Raw genomic sequence first — 19,413 nt, 5'->3', positions numbered from 1 at the left:
TGCCCCGCGACGGGGGTGAGGTTGGCGCTGCCGTCAGCAAAGGGGACGAAGCGTTCCAGGGCTGTTCGCCAAAAAAAGACCCGCCATGGCGGCGGGTCCAGATGGGGAGGGTGTGCCACCTTACCGTGAGCAGCTGCCGCCCCGTCTGTGATCGAAGTCACAGAGCCGTGCCGGGTTGCTTGACCTGACCTGACCGATGCCGACGCGGACGGGCGCCGCGCGGAGATCGGCGATGCGGTGCTTCCAGAGCTCTCTTCGCGGCCGACCGCGTCAGAACCTCCAGACCACGTTTCCCTTCACAGCGTTTTCCTGCGCCTTGTTTCCGAACTGGCCGGAATAGCTGAGGCTGAGGCTGGCCGCGCGGCTCAAGGCCAGCTCGATGCCGGCATCGGCCACGAGAGCATCGCGTGCGATCGGCGTGCCGGCGATGGTAAACGGTGATCCGCCACTTGCGAAGGCCATCAGCGCCTTCGGCGCCATGTCGCCGAAGGCGTGCCGCCAGCCAAGCGTGCTGCGCATGCTCAGGACCATCCCCTCGCCGAGGTCGATCTGGCTGCCCAGATGCAGGCCGAGCGTCGTGAAGGCGACGCTCTCGCTGCTGCGGCGGCCGCGCAAGACCGCCGCACCGCCCCGCTCGGTGAAGCCGTCGCTGTCGAGATGGACAAGGGCGAGGTTCGCGAACGGCTCGAGGGCCAGAGTGCCGAAATTCATGCCGTAGGCGGCCTCCCCGAAGACCTGTGCGGTGCGCGCCTGGTCGCTCGCAATCGTCTGGTCGGAGAAGCCGGCGAAGCTGACCGCGCGCTTCGTATCGACCTCGTTCCAGGTGTAGGAACCGCCGAAGCGAAGGGCGAGAGCGCCGAACTGGCCGCTGCCATAGAGCGCGGCATGGTAGCTGTCGATCGTCCCTGACGACAGGCGCGCCTTGCCGTCGAGCGTCGTGCGGCCATAGCCGCCCGCCAGGCCGAGGCGCCAGGTCTCGCCGAACCCTGCATCGGCGCCGATGAGGAAGCCGCCGGTCGAACTCGTGATGCCGGCAGCATGACTGTTGCCGCCGATACGGCCCCAGGAACCGAAGGCCTGGCCCCAGAATGCATAGGGAAGCTCGACGAATGCCGGCCGCGCCAGGCCCATGAACGGCCCCTTCTCTGCTGACAGGGTGAAGGCGGCATAGCTCAACACCGGCGCGGCGACCGGCGCCAGCGCGGGGTTCCCGCCGGCGCCCTGCACCGCCGCCTGGCGCAGCCGGTCGTTCACAGCCTGGCGGAGATCCCGGCTGCGCTCGATCATCACCCCGGTTGCGGAGGCATGGATCTCGCCCGAGAGCGCATCGAAGGCCTGGCGCGCCTCGGCCGCGCTCGCCTGCTGGAGCACGGCATCATGGAGCGTGTTGCCCTGCCCCAGTGCCTCGACCGCGCTGCCGGTTGCGATCTGGTTGCGCGTCAGGCCTACCGACGGGAACGAGATCTGGTTGCGGGCGATGTCGAGATAGACGGTGCCGGGATCGTAGCTCAGGCCGAGATCGAGAAAGGGCAGGCTCTGGGACAGGCCGGCGAAGCTCCCGCTCACCCCGCCGGCCGCGGTCAGGATGGTGTAGCGCATGCCGGGCGTGAAGGCGCCGGGCCCCTTCGCCACGGTGACCGTGCCGCCCGACAGCACAGCCCTGCCGCTCGCCACGATGCGGTCGCTCGCGCCGTCGGGGCCGATCTCGACCGCATAGAACGAGCCCACCCCGAGCGCGACATCGCCCGAAACTGTCAAGGTGCCGATCGAATTGCCCGGCGCCACCGTGCCGCCGGACGCGACTGTCAGGCCGCCGATCGTGCCGATGCCGCCAAGCGTGCCGCCGGCCTTGACCGTGACCGCACTGGCGAGCTTCGCGCCCGGCTGGCCGGCGCCGCCGACCACCAGCGTGCCCCCCTCCACCGTCGTTGTGCCGGTATAGCTGTTCTGGCCGTTGAGGGTCAGCGTGCCCGTGCCGGTCTTGACGAGCGAGACTGCGCCAGGCCCGCCGTTCAGGATGGTACCGTCGAAGCTGCCGCCGCCCGCAACGGTCAGGGTGACCGGATCGACGCCCGAGCTGCCGATCCGGCCGCTGGCCGCTCCCGAGAGCGAGCGCAGGGTGGCATCGAAGCCGCCGGGATCGAGAATGCCGTCGACGATATAGTCGCTGTTCGGCGACAGGGAGGTCGGCGACAGCGCCAGCAGGATGCCGTTGGCCGTAATACGGGTTTGCCCGCCATAGCGGTTGTCGCCACTGAAAACGACATAGCCGCCGAGCGGGCCGCCGGAGCCGGTGATCGTCAGCGCGCCGCTGCCGCTGATGCTGCCGCCGATCTCCAATTCGCCAGCGCCCGCATCAAGGGAGCCGCCGGTGGTGCCGATGGTGACATCGTTCGTCAGGACGATGCTTCCGCAGCCGCAATCGGCCATCCGCAGCGTGCCGCCGTTCAGGGTCACCGCCCCCGTGCCGAGCGGCCGGGTGCCGGCGATTGCGAGCGTGCCCTGCGAGATCGTCGTGCCGCCGGTATAGGTGTTGAGGCCCGACAGGATCAGCGTGCCGCCGCCGGCTTTCTCGAGGCCCGTGCCGCCGCCATCGGCGATGGCGGACGCGATGCTGACCGTAATTCCACTGTCGATATTGAAGGTGCCGACCCTGCCGCTCGCGGGCATGATCGCGAGCGTGCCGCCGCTCAGGGCGTAGCCGTTGGTCTTGAATTGCAGCGTGTCGAAGCCTTGCGTGCCGGCGACGGTCACCGCGCCGCCCGCGCTGCCGGCGAAGACGCCGACCGAGCCGCCCCAGCCCGCATTGGCACTGCCGGTGCTGGTGGTCCAGTTGGTACCGAACGAAGCCCAGGTGCCGGCACCTCCATTGACGCTGCCGGAGCCGGTGGTGGTAGTCCCGTCCCAGAACTGCATGGCCTGGCCGACACCCAGCACCGCGAGATTGACCTGGCCGGCGACCCCAGTCTCCAACTGCGCGCCGACGGTTCTAAAACCAGCCGTGGTTGAGTGCACCATCATGAGGTCGAACCTGCCCGCGAGCGTGCCGCCATAGTCGAACAGCCGGTAATAGCCGGCCGCCGCGACGCGTGCATCGAGGCTGCCACCAAGCGTCAGATCGCCTGTGACCTTGACCAGGTCGTTGCCGGTGGCGGGATTGCTGCCACCGACCACACCGGGGCTGTTGAGTTCGAATATCGAGGTCGCGCCGCTGTTGAGCACCAGCGATCCGACCGTCAGCGTGCCGGGGCTATGGCCGGCCGAGAGCGTGCCATTCACCGTCACGGCGCCCGCGATCGAGCCCGTGCCGGAAAGGGTGCCGGCCGCGGCGACCGTCACCGCGCCCGAACCGAGCGAGCCGTCGACGCGCAATTCGCCCTGTGAGACCGTCGTGCCGCCGGTATGGGCGTTCGCGCCCGTCAACGTCAGCCTGCCAGTGCCGGTCTTGTCCAGGGCGATCGTGCCGGCACCGTCCCTGATGCCGCCCGCAAACAGCGAATCCGCGATGTTGTTTGCCGTCAGCATCGCCGCCGCGCCATTGCCGTTGAGCACGGTGCCGGCGCCGCTCAGAAGCTGGACCTTCGCATGGCCGTTGATGTCAAGCGTCGCCCCGGAGGCGATGCTTGTTCCACCAAAGGCGTCGGCAATGTGATAGCGTCCGAACGCGCCGAGTCTCAGCGTCCCCCCGTCCACCGCAATGGACGCTGTGGACAATAACGAGCCGCCACCGCTTCCTCCGTAGGCGATTGTTCCCGTGTCGCCCGTGGTGCCGAAATGGGCGGAGCCACCAAGGTGGATATTACCATCCAGCGACAACGTTTGGCCGGCGGCAGCCGACACCGTGGAGCTTGCCCCGAAAGCAAACTCCAGCATCCCGCCGAAGGAGCCTGTCACGGTCGAATTCAGCCTCCCGCCGTTCTGGAGCGTTACGGCCCCCGATCCGAGCGCGCCCATGTGGCCGATATTCAGCGTCCCCTGCTGAATCGTCGTGCCGCCGCCATAACTGTTCGCGTTATTGAGCGTGGCCGCTCCCCAGCGCGCGACCAGGGATCCGGTGCCGCCGAGCACTCCATGCACGGTTCCGCCTTGCAGCACATGCTCAGTCGCGGCCTTGATCGTCACCCCCGTGTTGACGACGCCGTCGTACATTTCGAAGCGTTGCGTGTTGATGATGCCGCCAGAACCGTTGAGCGTTCCTGTGAAAGTATTAGCCAACAAGGCCAGATCGCTCAGCGTATGGGTCCCGAGATTGAGCGCGCCTCCTGCGTTCACGAATATGGTTCCTTGCAACGCGCCCGTCAGGTTGAACACGCCCTCGTTGAACACGCGCCCATTGATGACGCCGCGCGCCTCGACTGTGCCCCAAATATCGCCCGCGGGCGTGCCGGCCTTGCTGTTGGCGACTTCTCCGTTGATCACGCCAGTCGTCGTCAAGGTTCCGAAGTTGTGGATGTAACGCGCGACATTGATCGTGCCGTGATTGACCACGACGCTGCCGCCCCCGCTGCCGATCCAGGCGATGCCCGAAGCGCTCCGGGATCCGGTGACGATTGAAAGATCCGCCCCGGTATTGATCGTTAACGCGTTGTCTCGGATCGATACCTCCTCGACGCTAGACGATCCGCTGATAGTTGGTTTGTTCGCCGTGAGCGTCGTGATGTTCGCCATCACGCCGGCCGCCGGCAGGCCGTTGCTCCAGTTCCCGACGGCGTTGAAATCAGTGCTGATCGCACCGGACCAATTCGTTTCCTGCCCACGCGCCGCTGGCGCGACTGCGGACAATGCGCTCACCAGCGCCGTGCCCGCGAGCAGATGGGCGATGCGGCCCCGGCGGGAGAAAAACGCGGCCGTCGTCATCGCGCCATCACGGGTAGCCGATGCGTCCAGACCGAGCCGAACGCCTGCGCGATCCATTCCAGAGCCTCATTTCGTCCCTGCCTCGCATCCTTCCGGCTCGGCCGGCATTTCGCGCGAAATCTTAGGAGGGGATGACGATCCCAGAAATACGGCATTTGCCGTATTTCGACATGGTCGGCGCCGGAATCTCGACCGAATCCAGCCGCCGCAGACGCGAGAGCGCCTCAGGCGGTGCCTGCAGACAGCCTCTCATCAGCGACAGCGTCGCGGCTCGCTGCCTGCATGCCCGTCAGCAGGATGCGGACGAAGGCGATGAGCTGTGGCTCGGCCAGGACGAAGCCGATCCGGCCGATCGTGCCCGGGTGGGCTGGACACGCCCGACAGGATCGCGAAGCGCCGGACCGGGCCCCGGCAACAAGGCGTGAGGGGCCAATGGCTTGAGTCCGTTTCTTCGGCTACAGCGCCAGGATTGCCCCGGTCCGGCAGTTGCGTACCCGGTCGACGCGGGCACCATCCCAGTGAAAGTCGTAGGGGTCGCCCTGTATCGGGATCGGGACGAGATCCGGCCAGAAGATCGCGATGCATTCTGCGCCGGGGCAGCGCACGCTCAGGTACAAGAACCCGGTCGAGCCCGCCGCCCGCATCTGCCGCGCAAAGGCCTGGGAGGCGGAGTAATCGTCCGGTTCGTGCAGCTCGATCCGGGCCCGGACATCATGCAGGTCGAGATCGACCTGGTTGATCAGCACGCGGAACTGCGAGGTCCAGCCGCCCTCCTCCCGGCTCGCCGCCATCGCCCGGCCATGGTGATGGGCGACCTCGCGGATCGCGACCTCGTCGCTCTGGCCGGCGGAATAGACGCCCCAGGAGCCGTCGGTGAAGCGGCCCGGCCGATCGGTACTGATATGGACGAAGGGCGCCATCAGGTAGCTCGCCCCGTGCCCAGCCACACGCCGCGCCGGTGGAACGAGATCGAGCCGGCCGATCTGCTCCCAGATCCGCGGGTTCGTCTTCGACTCGATCGAGGCCAGCGCCTCCCAGTCGCTCGGGTCGGCGATGTCCTCGAACAGGTCGACCGGCGGATAGATCGAGCGGATGATCCGGTAGGCCTTGAGCCAATGGACGCGGATGACGGGCGCAGCCTCGCTCACCAACCACCACGCTCGGCGTCGAGATAGGAGCGCACACGGGCCAGCGAGAAGATGTCGCCCTCAGCCATGATCTCGACAGGAGCCCGCCCACCAAAAGCGTCGTTCGGCTTGCCGACCCAGGCATAGCCGCGCTCAGGGTCCGTGAAGAGCGTGCGCAGGCCCTTGTGGATGCCCATCAGCAGAGACAGGCGGGTGGCGAGGTCCCTGTCGATCCGGCCGGGATCACCGGCTTTCCAGCGGGCATAGGTCCGGGCGGAAAGCCCACCCAGGATCTCGCGCGCAACGGCGTCGCTCAGCCCCCATTTTTCGAAGAGCCTGATCACCGCCCGTGCGGCCGCGGCGGCCTCCTCAAGCGTAATCTCCGGCACTGCCGGGGTGGCAACAGTCCGCGGGATCTCGACAAGCATGGCTCACCTCACTTCGGCACAAAATAAGGACACTTATGCCAAATGGCAAGAGCAACCACGTTCCTGACGATCATCCCGCGGAGGCGCGGCAGGCAAAACTCAGCCCCTGCCGCCTTACATGCGCTCCTGCGCGAGCAGGCCGGAGCGGCGGAGCCCGGCACGCAAGCGTGATCCGCGCTCGGCGCTGGCCTGAACCGCTGCCGGGAGTGCGACGCAATCCGCGCGGTTCGTGCCGCCGCGTTCATCGCGAAGCGTAAAGCGTGAACACATCCAGGGATAGGGACCGGGCCGGCCGGCTGTGCGCCGGCCGGCTCAGTCCGAGGCGTTACCGCTGGCGCGGTTGATTGTTGTCGACAACCTGCTGGTAGGCGACGAGATCGAGGAACGCCTCGGCCTCCGTGACCTTGCCGTCCTTCATCCGGAACAACCAGGCGAACTGGTTTCGATAGGGGTGCCCGCCGGTCGTCGTGGCCGTCGCGTCGAAGCGGATGATCACCCTGTCGCCGATGGCCCAGATGTGCCGAACCTGGGGAACGAGCGGGGTCGCAAGGCGGCTTACCAGCGGCACGGAGGCCCGCTCGACGAAATCCGTGATGCCGCGATAGGTGCCCGCGACGGGGCCGGAGCCCGGAATCGTCCAGACGATGTCGGGGGCAAGGAGCTGCTGGAACACATTGTCCCCGGCGGCCCAGCGCTGGAACGCGTCGCGCACGATGGTCTCGTTCTGCGCCGTGTCGGCCCGTGCCGGAGCGCCGGTTGCGGGTGAGATGGCCAGGGCGACGATGACTGCCAGGCCGATGCGCCGGGTGGCGGTCGCAGATCGCGTGAATGGGGCAGCTGACTTCATTGAACGTCTCCTTCTCCTGAGGTTGGTTGGGAAGGCAGCCCGCGCTGCCATGCGCGGGCCGCCGCTGCCGGAGCGCCCGGCTTAAGGCATCGGCCCGAAAAGCGGATTGCGGTTTTCGGGGCAAAGCCGATGCAAAGACAAAGGGTTAGATCATCGGACTGGCTACGATATCGGGCCTGAGGATCTAGGGGGCCGTCGCAGATGACGGCCGCCGACGAAGAACCATGCCGGCATGGTGGAGGGTATCGGTGTCGACGAACTCGCCGTCGGCGGTGAAGCCGGTGTCGTCCCAGTATTCGATGCGACGGCCCGTCACTTCGTATCGGCCGCGATAGGCGCCCTCGCGGTCGCCGCGCGCCTCGACATAGCGGCCGCCCGGCAGGAGTTCGTGACGGATCCGGTTGTCGTCGGTGACCCACATGCCGACAAAGGGATGAGTGGCCTGCGTCATGGCTTTCTCCGCGAAGACAGCACTTGCAAGCGCCACCACGACGCCCGTAGCAATGATGATGACCCGGGCCCGCATCAGTGCGGCGCCTTGGTCGAGCGGACGACGATCTCGTTGACGTCCACGTCCTCGGGCTGCTCCAGCACGTAACGGACGGCCCGTCCGATGGCGTCAGGCTGGAGCGCAATGGTCCGGTAGGTCTTCATGGCTTCGGCCGCCGCGCGATCGGTGATCGTGTCGGCGAGCTCGCTCTCGACGACGCCGGGATTGATGCAGGTGACCCTGATGTCGCTGCGCTCCTGCCGGAGGCCGTCCGAGATCGCCCGGACGGCGTATTTCGTGGCGCAGTAGACGGCCGCCGTCGGCGAGACGCTGAGCGCACCGATCGAGGCGATGTTGACGATATGGCCAGAGCCCCGGGCGGTCATCTCCGGCAGAACCGCGGCAATCCCGTAGAGGACGCCCTTGATGTTGACGTCGACCATGCGGTCCCACTCGTCGACCTTCAGGGAGGCCATCGGCGAGAGCGGCATCACGCCGGCGTTGTTGACGATGACGTCGATCCGCCCGAACTGCTGACGGGCCGCGTCGGCGAACCGCAGGACGTCGTCCCGCCGCGTCACATCCAGGCGGCGATAGTCGACCTTGGCGCCGCCATGCCGAAGTTCTTCGGCGAGGGCATCGAGCCGCTCGACCCTGCGTGCGCCCAGCATGAGACGGGCTCCGGCGGCGGCGAGCTCGCGGGCGATGCCGACGCCGATGCCGCTTGATGCCCCGGTTATCAGAACGGTCTTGTCCATAGCCATGATCCAACTCCTCTCGTTTCGTCCGCTCAGTGATGCGGAGCCCGTGATCGAGAAGATGGACGCTCGGCTTCGTCGCCGGTATCTGGCCAAGAGGCGACATTGTGGTTAGACTTTCTAACCAATGGCGCCTGATCTCAACGCACTCGCGACCTTCGTCCTGGTCGCCGAGGAACGAAGCTTCCGGGCAGCCGCGGATCGGCTGGGCGTGACGCGTTCCGCCGTCAGCCAGACGATCAGGCGACTCGAAGACGCGATGGGAATCGCCCTCGTCCACCGCACCACCCGCAGCGTCGGCCTCACCGAAGCCGGCGAGCGTCTCCATGCCGACATCGCCCCCTCGCTGGCCGAGATCCGCGCGGCGACCGAGGCTGCGCATCAACTCGGCTCGGGACCGCGCGGCCAGCTGCGGCTGGTCGTCTCGTCGATCGCGGAAAGTTTTCTGTCAGGCCCGCTTCTCACCAGTTTCGGCGAGGCATGCCCGGACGTGCAGCTGGATGTGCTGGTGACGGATGACGAGATCGACATCATCGCCTGCGGCTACGACGCGGGCGTGCGGCTCGGTGAGGTCATCGAGCAGGACATGATCGCCATTCCCGTCTCCGACCCTCAGCGGCAACTCGCCGTCGGCGCTCCCGGCTACCTGGCGCGCCGGGGGACGCCGGTCCATCCGCGCGAGCTCGCGGCGCATCGCTGCATCGGCTGGCGCCCGGCGCCACGAGCGGCGCCCTATCGGTGGGAGTTCACGGAAGCGGGCCGGGATTTCGCGGTCGACGTGAACCCGGAGGTCACCACCAACGATATGGCGCTGATGATTCGCATGGCGGCCGCGGGCGGCGGCATCACCTTCGGGCTGGAGGAAACGTTTCGACCGTCCATCCAGCGAGGGGAGCTCGTTCCCGTGCTCGAAGACTATTGCCCGTTCTTCCCGGGGTTCTTCCTGTACTACCCGAGCCGCCAGAACATGGCGCCGAAACTCCGCGCCTTCGTCGATCACATCCGCAGGAGCCGGAATCGCGAGGCCGGCTCGGCGAACGCGTCCCGCATGCCAAGGTCGGCATAGGCGCCCGCCACCACCTTCGAACGCCCCGCCGATCGCGGCCGCCGACCGGCGCGTGACATGCGCCTTCGTTGGGCTGGGAAAGGCGGACCAGCGCAACGACGTTTCCACTTCACGCCCTGCTGGGGGCGCGTGGCTGGTATCAGCCGCGCCCTCGCTGTCGATCAAGCGCACCCTGCAACTGCTCGACGCGGATGGCCAGTGCTTCCCTGGTCAGATTGATCCCCTCCGGCGCTCCATCGATCGACAAGAGCAAGCCGCGCTCGGCCATTGCGAGCTGCTCCTGCGCCAGCTCCAGATGCTTCTTCATGATCTGCGTGACGCGGTCCTTGGCCTCCTAGTCCGTATCCATAGGGCCCTCGCTTGTTCGCTCCTGAGCGCATGACGATCGCATGACCGCGGCGGCGCGCCAAACGGTCTGCGGCGTTGCCATCCCCGGCTGCCTTGGCGAGGCCGTGGCCCTTGGTTCAAGTCCGGCCAGCGGAGGGTCCGGCGGAATAATCGGCGGCCATCGTCTCGTCGCCAGCGGTCGAATGGGCCTTCAACGCCCGGAAGAGCAAGGTCAGCACGATGGCGAGGGCGAGGTTGAGGACCAGCGTGTAGACGGCGGTGTAGCCCGGGAAGACATGACCACCGAAGCTGAGCGGAAAGGTCGGCGTCAGATTGGACGCGAAGGCCATCAGCGTGCCCGCCACGATCCCGGCCAGCCAGCCGATCAGCAGCGCCCAGCCGTTGAACCAGCGCGTATAGACGCCGAGCATCACCGCCGGCAGCGTCTGGATGATCCAGATGCCGCCGAGCAACTGCAGCTGGATGGCATATTGCGTCGGCACGAACAGGATGAAGACGAGCGCACCGAGCTTGACGATTAGCGAGACCCATTTCGCCATCTGGGCCTCCTGCCGATCGGTCGGGTTCCGGTTGATGAACTCCCGGTGGATGTTGCGGGTATAGAGATTGGCGGCCGCGATCGACATGATCGCCGCTGGGACCAGGGCCCCGATGCCGATGGCGGCAAAGGCGATGCCGACGAACCAAGCCGGGAAACTGTGCAGGAACAGCGCCGGCACCGCGAAATTATTGCCGAATTCGGCAAAGCCCGCCGCATATTCCGGCATGCTGCGGACGCCGGCGGCGATCGCGAAGAAGCCGAACAGCGCCAGGATGCCGAGCAGGAAGGAATAGGCCGGCAGCATGGCCGCGTTGCGCCGGATGGCCTTGCCGCCATTGGCGCTGAGAATGCCGGTGATGGAATGCGGATAGAGGAACAGCGCCAGTGCCGATCCGAGCGCGAGCGTCGCGTAGGTGCTGTAGGCCCCGGTCGAGCCGGGGGCCGGCGTTTCGAGCAGGAGCTTCGTGTCCGGCACCGCGGCGAAGATCTTGGCAAAGCCGCCGAGCTGGATCGGGATGATGATGATCGCGGCAAAGGCGGTGACATAGATCAGGATGTCCTTGACGATCGCGATCGAGGCCGGCGCGCGCAGGCCGCTCGAATAGGTGAAGGCCGCCAGCACCAGAAAGGCAAAGATCAGCGGCAGGTCGGCGGCAAGGCCGGTCCCGGAAATGCCGAGCGCGCCGATGACCACCTGGATGCCGACGAGCTGCAGCGCGATATAGGGCATGGTCGCGAGGATGCCCGTGACGGTCACGGCGAGCGCCAGCCAGCGATTGCCGAAGCGGCCGCGGACGAAATCGGCGGCGGTGATGTAGCCGTGCCTGTGGCAGACGTGCCAGAGCCTGGGAAAGACGAGGAACAGGATCGGATAGATCACGATCGTGTAGGGCACGGCGAAGAACGCCACCGCCCCGGCGCCGAAGGCGAGAGCCGGCACGGCGATGAAGGTATAGGCGGTGTAGAGGTCGCCGCCGACCAGGAACCAGGTGATCCAGGTGCCGAACCTGCGGCCGCCGAGACCCCATTCGTGCAGCTGGTCGAGATCTGCCTTGCGCCAGTTGGCGGCGGCGAAGCCGAGCCACGTGATGAAGCCGAACAACGCCACGAACACCGTGGTGGCGGTCCAGTTCACGTCATGCATGACACGCTCCTGTCGGAGCTCGTCGTCCTCAGGCACAGGGTCTGGTCGGGCGAGCTAGTCCTTTGTCGCGAAGTAGACGATGGCGGTGAGGGCGGCTGCGATCAGCACCCAGAGCATCTGGTACCAATAGAAGAAGGGAATACCGGCCCAGACAGGGTCGATCCGGTTGTAGAACGGCGGCCAGAGGACCGCGACGAACTGGGCGACGAAGAGCAGGTACCACCAGCTCCATCCGCCCCGACTTTCTCCGGAGCCGTTCATTCCGAACCCTCCCGACATCGTGCCTTTGGGTCAGATTAGATAGTATGCTCCCCTTGGGCATCGTCTGGCAATGACTCCCCGAATACCTGCGACAACGAGAACCGATGCTTGCGCGTTTCGGAATCGGCCAGCATCCGGATCACGGCTCCTTGCTTGGTCATCGCTCCCGGAGGCTGGTATAAACGCCGCCTGCGCAAGCGACGGGTCGCGGGATACGGCCGCCAGGGACAGGCCTGTCGACGAAGAGCATGTCCATGCAGGCCGAAACGGCAAGATCGAGGTCCTCCGATGACGCGCCATCAACCGGCCAAGCCGCAGCTTCTGTCCCGTGCCGAGCGCTACGCCGCCGGCAAGGCCCTGCGCAGCAAAGTTCCGCGCGAGAGCCATGCCGACTGGACGCCCCGCTCCAGCAGCGAGGCCGTCGCCATTCTCGCCGGGACCGATGACAGCCGCATTCCGGAGCTTCTGCCGATCCGCTACGAGCGCATGATGGTGAGTCCGTTCGCCTTTCTGCGCGGTGCGGCGGCGGTGATGGCGGAAGACCTGGCAGGCCTCCCATCGACCGGTCTGCCCGTTCAGGCCTGCGGCGATTGTCATCTCATGAATTTCGGCGCCTTCACCACCCCGGAAGAGAACGTCCTGTTCGACATCAACGATTTCGACGAAACCCTGCCGGGCATCGACTTCGCCGTCGATCTCAAGCGCCTGGCCGCCAGCGTGGCCGTAGCGGCACTCGACGCCGGATTTTCCAGGAAGGCCGCCCGGCTCACCATTGCCGCGACGGTGAGCGCCTATCGCCGCCGCCTGCGCAGGCTGGCCAAACTCACGCCGCTGGAGGCCTGGCATGCGCGCACCGAGCTTGGACAGGAACTGGAACGGATCGACGATCCGGCACTGCGCAAGCACGTGCAAGGCCTGCTGACCAAGGCGTCGCGCAATCCGCAGCAGGACAGCAACTTTCCCCGCCTGCATGCTGGGGCGGACGGCTCCTGGAGCATCGAGGATCGGCCGCCGCTGATCTACCATCTCCCCGAGGAACGCGACAGCACGCGCTCGCTGCAGGCCCACAAGGTCTTCCATCACTATCACGAGACGCTGCCGCCCGAGCGCCGCGTGCTGGCGACGCGCTACGGCCTGCGGGACCTCGCCTTCAAGGTCGTCGGCGTCGGCAGCGTCGGCACGTTCTGCGTCGTCGGCCTGTTCATGACGGCCGATGACGAGCCGTTGTTCCTGCAGGTCAAGGAAGCCCAGACCTCGGTCCTCGCCCGGCTGACGAAGAGCAAGAACCCGGGGCCGCCGCATCAGGGACAGCGGGTGGTGGAAGGCCAGCGCATGCTGCAGGCGGCGAGCGACGTCTTCCTGGGCTGGGCGGATGACAGCGCCAGCGGGCGGCATTTCTACGTCCGGCAACTCAAGAATCGCCGTCTCGGATCGATCGCCGAAGTCGTCGAGGGCGAAGCGCTGACGGCCTATGCCGAGCTCTGCGGCCGCACGCTTGCCCGCGCGCATGTCCGCTCGGGCGATGCGGCCACTATCGCCGGCTACATGGGCGCGTCCGAAATCTTTGACGACGCCGTGACGAGTTTCGCGATGGCCTATGCCGCGCAGACCGCGCTGGACCATGAGGCGCTCGTCGCAGCCAAGGGCCCCGTCAAGACAGCGCAGGAGCGAGCCAAGGCAGCATGAAGGGCCACCCGGCCGTGAGCTGCGCTCCCGGCATGCCCTGACCTTGCATGCCATAGGGTGGCGGAACAGCGTGCCTTCACGATCAGGCGCCGGCCCGCCCGTCTGGTCTCGTCGCACACCCACGGAGCCGTGCGGGACATTGCCGGATCGACGACCGACGTTCCTTCGCGGCCCTCGGCAAGAGCCCCGGCAAAGCTCTCGGGCTAGATCCTGTCGAAGCCCCCACCGACTGCGGCAAAGCCTCCCGCCACGCGCAGGCTGTCGATCGCGCCATGCTGCTCGATCGGCGCCACGCCCGCCCCGTTTGTCTTGATGCCACCGGTGATTTCGATTTCGCGGGCCGAGCCGCCCGGCTTGATGCTCAAGGCGATGGCAGAGAGGGTTACCACAACGCCCTTCACGAGCGACGGCCCTGTGCCCCCGAACGTCTCGATCCCGCGACGCACGACGAGCCGGCCGATCGGCTGGCTGATCTGGATGCCGACTGCGCCATCCGCATGGGTGACGACGCGATCGAACTCCGCGAGGTTCACCGTGCCGGTATAGACGTTGAAGCCGCGTGCACCCTGGCCGAAGGTTTCGATCAGCGCATTGACCCTCAGCTCGTGCACGATCCCGAAATTGACGAAGCCGATGCCGCTCGGGCCGTGGGACGTGATCTTCTCCTCGGCAGTCCAGCGGTCGACGACGCCCCAGTTGTCGAGCGCCATGTCGTTGACGCCATAGGTCACGACCGGTCCACGATTGCGCACCACGTCGACATGCGCGCCATGGACGGTGAAGACACCGCCGGTGATCTGGTCTGCGGTACCGGGCTCGATCCCGCCGTCGCTATAGACCGCCTCGGTTTCGAGCCGCCTCACGATGAGCCGGCCACCCGTGTCGCCAGCACCGCTTACGAAGATGCCGCCACCGCGAACCGGCGCACCATTGCGGCCGGCCGACAGGCCGACAAGGTCGGCGCTGACAACGACGGCCTCATCGGGCTGCATGTTCCATAGCGTGAAGGCACCCTGCAGGACGTAGACGCCGTAGCCATGCGGTCGCTCCGTCTCCCCGCGTGCATCGGCTGCGATGATGTCGAGCCCGATCACATCGACATGGCCACCACGCACCTTGTTGCGCGCGAGAATCTGGACGCGTCCGGTCGTGATCACGCTGCGCAGTTCGATCCGGCCCAGCGTCGCCATGCCGGTGTCGTTGAAGATCGCACGCCTGTCCGGAGCGGCGTCGAGGCGGATATTGTGAACTCGGTTGTCCGAGGACAGCTGGAGGCCATCGCTGCCCCTGGCGAACCTGATGGCAGCCCCGTCGCCCTCCCCGCGCAGCGACTGCCCCGCGCCAAGACGGATGGACGGCACATCGATCAGGTCACCGTGAACGACGATGTGAGGAGTGGCCGTATCCTGGGCGGCTCCGACCAATTGCTCGACTGTCGAGACCACCTCAAACATCGCATTCATACTGCGCCCTCCCAATAACCGAGGATATCGTCGTCAAACGCGCGCTATACGAATATTGCATCGAAACAGCTGGTTTCGATCGTGTTGAATGCTGATTGATGAGAGCGCACGCCGCGATGGCGGGCGAATTCCCTCCCCGAGGCTACCGAAGGCCGCCATGCGACGCGAGCGAGCTGCGTTCATGTTTCCGTGATCGCAATGCCGGGTCTGCGGGAATGGCAAAGCTGTCCGCTTCCGGAAAGGTCCCGCTCCGATCACCCGTCCCAGCCATTCCATGCAAGCTCGGTCATGGGTCTGGCCCGCGCATGGTGGCATTGCATCCTGACCACCTCATCTTGCCTCGGCGGGCCACCGGCTGTGCAGGTCGTCGATGATGATGGAATGGGAATGGCGCGAACCATGCTCTGCAAGGTGAGGATGTCCCGGTGGAAGCTCGGGATGGTCATGCGCAAGGGCATCCGCGCTGCCGGCCGGCCAAAGCCGCGATGCGAAGAGCACTGCCGCCAGCGTCGCCAGCGCGAACAGGCCTGCCAGTGTCGCCAGTGGCAGTATCGCGCCGAGCCAGCCCGCCAGCGGATAGGTCACCAGCCAGCAGGCATGCGAGAGCGCGAACTGCGCGGCGAACACCGCCGGACGATCCTCGGCGTGAGCTGAGCGTCGCAACAACCGGCCTGACGGTGTCTGTGTCGCGGAGTAACCGATGCCGAGCAGCGCCCAGGTGATCAGGAGCACTGCCCAGCCGGTACCCGTCGCCGCCGGAGCGAGTGCCCAGCCGCTGGCCCAGAGGAGAGCAGCGAAGCCGCCAAGGACGGCAGCCAGAAGGGTCGCCGCCGTCAGCATTACCGTTCGATCTGCGACCCGCTCCAGCACACGCGGCAGCGTCAGCGCCGACAGCATGGACCCGCCGCCGAAACAGGCCAGCGCGAGCGCAACCGCGTTGTCGTCAAAGCCGAGGCGCCCCTTCACGATCACCACGGTATTGACGATGACGAGGGCACCACCCATCGCCACTGCCATGTTGAGCGCGAGCAGTCCGCGCAGCCTCGGCGTCGCGAGATAGATCCTGATCCCTCGCGTTGTCCGGTCGTAGATCCCGCCCTCGCGTTTCCTGGCTGGAGAAACCGGCAATGTAAGGGAAAGGACGAGTGCTGCCGAGACGAGGAAGCCGATGACCGTGCCACCGAAGAGCCAGTGAAAATTGATGACCGTGAGCAAGGCGGCCGCGAGTATCGGGCTGACGATGCTTTCCAGGTCATAGGCCAGGCGCGAGAGCGAAAGGGCTTTGGTGTAGTCGTCCTCGTCCGGCAGCACGTCGGGAATCGTGGCCTGGAAGGTCGGCGTGAAGGCAGCCGAGGCCGACTGAAGCAGGAACACGGCCAGATAGATCTGCCAGATCTCGGTGATGAAGGGCAGCGTGAGCGCGATGGCCGCGCGCACCAGATCCATGGCGATCAGGAAGGCGCGGCGCGGCAGCTGTGCCGCAAACGCACCGACAATGGGCGCGACGGTGACATAGGCGATCATCTTGATCGCGAGCGCCGTGCCCAGGACGGCGCCAGCCCTCTCGCCGGCGAGTGCGAAGGCGAGCAGGCCGAGCGCGACCGTGAGGAGACCGGTGCCGACCAGCGCGATGATCTGCGCGGCAAACAGGCGACCGTAGACGCGATTGGACAGGACCTTGAGCATTGTGGCCTCAGAGGAACTTCGTGATCTGCTTGAACTCGTCGATCGGCTGGCGACGCTCGGTCGGCAGGTGGCCAAGGACTTCGTCGAGGCAGTGATCGAGATGATCCTGCACCAGCGTCCGCTTTGCCTGCCTGATGGCGCTCTCGACGGCCTGGAGCTGCGTCGCGATGTCGAGACAGGAGCGTCCGGCCTCGATCATCTCGATGACCTTGGCAAGGTGACCACCAGCGCGCTTCAGCCGTTTGATGATCGCGGGATGGGATTCATGGATGTGGGCTTCCGACATTTCCTTCCTATATCCCCCCAGGGGGGATATAGGAAGGCGCTTCTCGGCCGTTTGCGGCGAAACCAGCCTCGCATCCCCCCTGAAACACAAAGCCGCCCTGAAGGAGCGGCCTTGGACGCGAGCGCAAACGCCAAGCCTATCCTGGCCGACGGTGTAGGATCTTATCGATCGCCCTCCCCTGGGCGAGTTCATCGATGAGCTTGTCCAGGTAGCGGATCTCCCGCATCACCGGCTCGGCGATCTCTTCGACGCGGACGCCGCAGACCTTCCCCCTTATCTCGGCTCGCGCAGGATTGAGCGCAGGCGCCTGGGCGAAGAAGGTCTCATAGTCCGTATCCTTTGCCAGTTCGCAGGCGAGCGCCTCTTCCCCGTAGCCGGTCAGCCAGTGGATGATCTGGTCGACCTCCGCCTTCGTCCGGCCCTTCCTCTCCGCCTTGGCGACCAGAAGCGGATAGACCTTGGCGAAGCTCATTTTATAGATGCGGTGCTGGGTCATCACGTCCACTGCCGCAGGCCAGCGCGTGGCGCGCCCAAACGTCAAAAAGAGCAAACCTGACGTCATGGTTCAAGGTTCGGGGCGGCCAGCCTCCGCTCGAAGTCCGCCCGGCTGTGCCATCTTCCGTCCTCGGGCTCAGGAAGCGCTTCCGCAGCGATCCGAGATTGATGTTCTACGCCCCTCGTCGCCGGATGTTGAGCTCGGACGCCCCCATCGATCGATAGTCCACCAGTAGGACACGCATTCACCCGGATTTCGCGTTCGAACAGCATCGAGGCATTCGACAGTCCATCCAAAACCTCGTTGTCCGCTGACTTTGCATCGGTCTCCGAACTTTCCGCCAAGTGTCCGCAACACCATTCGCCAATGCCGCGGGTCGACATTCCCCGCTAGCCGCGTCAACCGAGCAAGTTGGCGGACCAGCTCCAGACTACATGCTCGCACGGAACTCCCGGGGTGTACGGCCCGTCGCCTTCTGGAAGGCGCGGGCGAAATTGGCGGGAGAGGAATAGCCCATTTCCGCCGAAACACGGGTGATCGAACCATTGGTGTGCCGGAGCAGCTCGGTTGCGCGCTGGAGCCGAGCCGCGTTCGCCAGGCTGCGAAAATCGGTGCCGGCCCGGTTTAGCTCGCGTTGCAGTGTCCGGATGCTGGTGCCCATCGGTCGTGCAGCCCCATCGATCGAGACGCTGCCGGTGAGAACCTGGGCCCGGAGCTGCTCCCGGACGACGTCGAGCAGATCGCGCGGAGCCCCGCCGGGCCGGTCTCGCGCCACGTCCTCGATGGTGACGATGGGCCATGCCCCGCGGTTGGGAGCAGCCGACAAGAGATGGCGTTCCATGACGATCGTCACGGCCGGCGCGTTGAACAGGACCGGACAGTGGAAGAGATCTTCGAACAGGCCGACCTGGCGCGGCCTCTCGATATTGAGCTCGATGCGCAGCGGCCGCCAGTCGAACGGCAGATAGGCCCTGAGAACGCTGAGCAGAACGCCGGCCGCCGCACCGGCGATCATCTCGTAGCCAGCATGGCCGGCAAGTGCGAAGACATAGCTGTAGCGTGCCTCGTCGCCGGTGATCGCGAGCGACATCCGGTCATCCGTGCTGTGATAGCCAAGGGCCGAAATGGCCCGCTCGATGGATTGGCCCAGCGTCTCGGCCCCCAGGACGTAGCGCCCGAAACAGCCGTAGTTGCCGGCGTTCATCATCGGGGCGATCAGGAGCCCGAGATTGGGCTCGCCGGCCGCTCTCGCGGCGGCATTGACGAAGCCGAGCACTGCGGCATGCGGGATGAAGCAATTGCGGCCCTCGGTCAGCTCGAGATCGAAGCCCGCCGCACGGTTCGCCCGCAGCAGCGCCCTCTCCCCGAGTTCATGACGCAGGAATGCCGGCAGGCCGTGCAGGATATGGCTGGAGATGACCGGGATTTCAGACACGCTTTGGACACTCCGGAATGCCGCAAGGTTGGCGCAAAATGAGTGGTCTTGAAATCCGATTGCTGTTTTGTCGCACAGTATAAGTGCCGCGGGCAAACGGGAAACCGGTTTTGGCCGTCGGCAGCTTTGTTGTCGTTGAAGGAATTTCGGGCCGTGTGCGCGAGGACGTTGATCAGGTTAGCTGGACTGACACTCTTCGCGACCTTGTCGTGTTCGGGAGGAGCCCTGGCGGAGGATTCGACGCGCAGCACGGCCGATCTGGCCAAGGCGGCGCAGAACCCCGTTGCCGACATGATCAGCCTGCCCTTCCAGAACAATTTCAACTTCAATGTCGGGCCGCATAAGCAGCTGCAGAACGTCCTCAACATCCAGCCCGTGATCCCGATCACGCTGAACAAGGACTGGAACCTGATCACGCGCTGGATCACGCCGGTGATCGCGCAACCGGCCCTGACGGTGAATGGCGAGCGCGAGTTCGGCCTCGGCGACATCAA

Annotated in this window: 17 protein-coding genes and 1 pseudogene; 4 read left to right on the top strand and 14 right to left on the bottom strand. The window is 66.0% G+C overall.

The window, feature by feature from the left end; genetic code table 11:
• Positions 1-270 precede the first annotated feature (270 nt).
• Positions 271-4,914, bottom strand: coding sequence for an autotransporter domain-containing protein (locus tag AB4099_RS24495; protein ID WP_441479953.1), 4,644 nt, complete (start codon positions 4,912-4,914; stop codon positions 271-273).
• A gap of 74 nt (positions 4,915-4,988) precedes the next feature.
• Here AB4099_RS24495 and AB4099_RS24490 point away from each other — a divergent pair, with 74 nt between their 5' ends.
• The gene (locus tag AB4099_RS24490) at positions 4,989-5,282 is read left to right on the top strand and encodes a hypothetical protein (RefSeq protein ID WP_441479952.1); all 294 of its coding nucleotides are present in this window, start codon (positions 4,989-4,991) and stop codon (positions 5,280-5,282) included.
• A gap of 30 nt (positions 5,283-5,312) precedes the next feature.
• On the opposite strand, the gene AB4099_RS24485 is transcribed toward AB4099_RS24490, so the two are convergent.
• From AB4099_RS24485 to AB4099_RS24465, 5 genes are all read right to left on the bottom strand, one after another.
• On the bottom strand, positions 5,313-6,008 hold the full coding sequence (locus AB4099_RS24485; RefSeq protein ID WP_441479951.1) for an RES family NAD+ phosphorylase: 696 nt from the start codon (positions 6,006-6,008) through the stop codon (positions 5,313-5,315).
• Positions 6,002-6,412, bottom strand: coding sequence for an antitoxin Xre-like helix-turn-helix domain-containing protein (locus AB4099_RS24480; protein WP_113511823.1), 411 nt, complete (start codon positions 6,410-6,412; stop codon positions 6,002-6,004). Before AB4099_RS24480 ends, AB4099_RS24485 begins: the two co-directional genes overlap by 7 nt.
• A gap of 325 nt (positions 6,413-6,737) precedes the next feature.
• Complete coding sequence (locus tag AB4099_RS24475) at positions 6,738-7,259, bottom strand: nuclear transport factor 2 family protein (RefSeq protein ID WP_113511821.1); 522 nt, start codon at positions 7,257-7,259, stop codon at positions 6,738-6,740.
• Positions 7,260-7,443: 184 nt separating this feature from the next.
• Positions 7,444-7,785 carry an Atu4866 domain-containing protein gene (locus tag AB4099_RS24470; RefSeq protein WP_113511819.1) on the bottom strand — a complete coding sequence of 114 codons (342 nt, stop codon included), beginning with the start codon at positions 7,783-7,785 and terminating at the stop codon, positions 7,444-7,446.
• Positions 7,785-8,513, bottom strand: a complete 729-nt coding sequence (locus AB4099_RS24465) for an SDR family oxidoreductase (protein WP_441479950.1) — start codon at positions 8,511-8,513, stop codon at positions 7,785-7,787. The genes AB4099_RS24470 and AB4099_RS24465 overlap by 1 nt, the downstream gene beginning before the upstream one ends.
• A gap of 121 nt (positions 8,514-8,634) precedes the next feature.
• On the opposite strand from AB4099_RS24465, the gene AB4099_RS24460 reads away from it, so the two are divergent.
• Complete coding sequence (locus tag AB4099_RS24460; RefSeq protein ID WP_441479949.1) at positions 8,635-9,573, top strand: LysR family transcriptional regulator; 939 nt, start codon at positions 8,635-8,637, stop codon at positions 9,571-9,573.
• A 139-nt stretch (positions 9,574-9,712) separates the two neighbouring features.
• Here AB4099_RS24460 and AB4099_RS24455 read toward each other — a convergent pair whose 3' ends face one another.
• From AB4099_RS24455 to AB4099_RS24445, 3 genes are all read right to left on the bottom strand, one after another.
• Complete coding sequence (locus tag AB4099_RS24455) at positions 9,713-9,880, bottom strand: hypothetical protein (protein ID WP_441479948.1); 168 nt, start codon at positions 9,878-9,880, stop codon at positions 9,713-9,715.
• Between the two features lie 157 nt (positions 9,881-10,037).
• On the bottom strand, positions 10,038-11,606 hold the full coding sequence (gene mctP, locus AB4099_RS24450; RefSeq protein WP_441479947.1) for a monocarboxylate uptake permease MctP: 1,569 nt from the start codon (positions 11,604-11,606) through the stop codon (positions 10,038-10,040).
• A gap of 54 nt (positions 11,607-11,660) precedes the next feature.
• Positions 11,661-11,867, bottom strand: coding sequence for a DUF3311 domain-containing protein (locus AB4099_RS24445; protein ID WP_113511811.1), 207 nt, complete (start codon positions 11,865-11,867; stop codon positions 11,661-11,663).
• Positions 11,868-12,155: 288 nt separating this feature from the next.
• Here AB4099_RS24445 and AB4099_RS24440 point away from each other — a divergent pair, with 288 nt between their 5' ends.
• On the top strand, positions 12,156-13,553 hold the full coding sequence (locus tag AB4099_RS24440; protein ID WP_441479946.1) for a DUF2252 domain-containing protein: 1,398 nt from the start codon (positions 12,156-12,158) through the stop codon (positions 13,551-13,553).
• Positions 13,554-13,756: 203 nt separating this feature from the next.
• Here AB4099_RS24440 and AB4099_RS24435 read toward each other — a convergent pair whose 3' ends face one another.
• From AB4099_RS24435 to AB4099_RS24415, 5 genes are all read right to left on the bottom strand, one after another.
• A complete protein-coding gene (locus AB4099_RS24435; protein ID WP_441479945.1) occupies positions 13,757-15,016 on the bottom strand; it encodes a hypothetical protein in 1,260 nt (419 codons plus the stop codon).
• A gap of 330 nt (positions 15,017-15,346) precedes the next feature.
• Positions 15,347-16,702: an MFS transporter gene (locus AB4099_RS24430; protein WP_441479944.1), complete on the bottom strand. Its 1,356-nt coding sequence runs from the start codon at positions 16,700-16,702 to the stop codon at positions 15,347-15,349.
• Between the two features lie 7 nt (positions 16,703-16,709).
• Complete coding sequence (locus AB4099_RS24425; RefSeq protein ID WP_441479943.1) at positions 16,710-16,988, bottom strand: metal-sensing transcriptional repressor; 279 nt, start codon at positions 16,986-16,988, stop codon at positions 16,710-16,712.
• Between the two features lie 136 nt (positions 16,989-17,124).
• Complete coding sequence (locus AB4099_RS24420; protein WP_113511801.1) at positions 17,125-17,484, bottom strand: DUF2200 domain-containing protein; 360 nt, start codon at positions 17,482-17,484, stop codon at positions 17,125-17,127.
• Positions 17,485-17,914: 430 nt separating this feature from the next.
• The gene (locus AB4099_RS24415) at positions 17,915-18,919 is read right to left on the bottom strand and encodes a helix-turn-helix domain-containing protein (protein WP_441479942.1); all 1,005 of its coding nucleotides are present in this window, start codon (positions 18,917-18,919) and stop codon (positions 17,915-17,917) included.
• A gap of 168 nt (positions 18,920-19,087) precedes the next feature.
• Here AB4099_RS24415 and AB4099_RS24410 point away from each other — a divergent pair.
• Positions 19,088-19,413, top strand: a pseudogene (locus AB4099_RS24410) (transporter); the annotation flags it as partial.

It is taken from the genome of Allobosea sp. 2KB_26, from assembly GCF_052115715.1.
Classification (GTDB): domain Bacteria; phylum Pseudomonadota; class Alphaproteobacteria; order Rhizobiales; family Beijerinckiaceae; genus Allobosea.
This window is presented reverse-complemented; position numbering and strand designations above follow the sequence as displayed.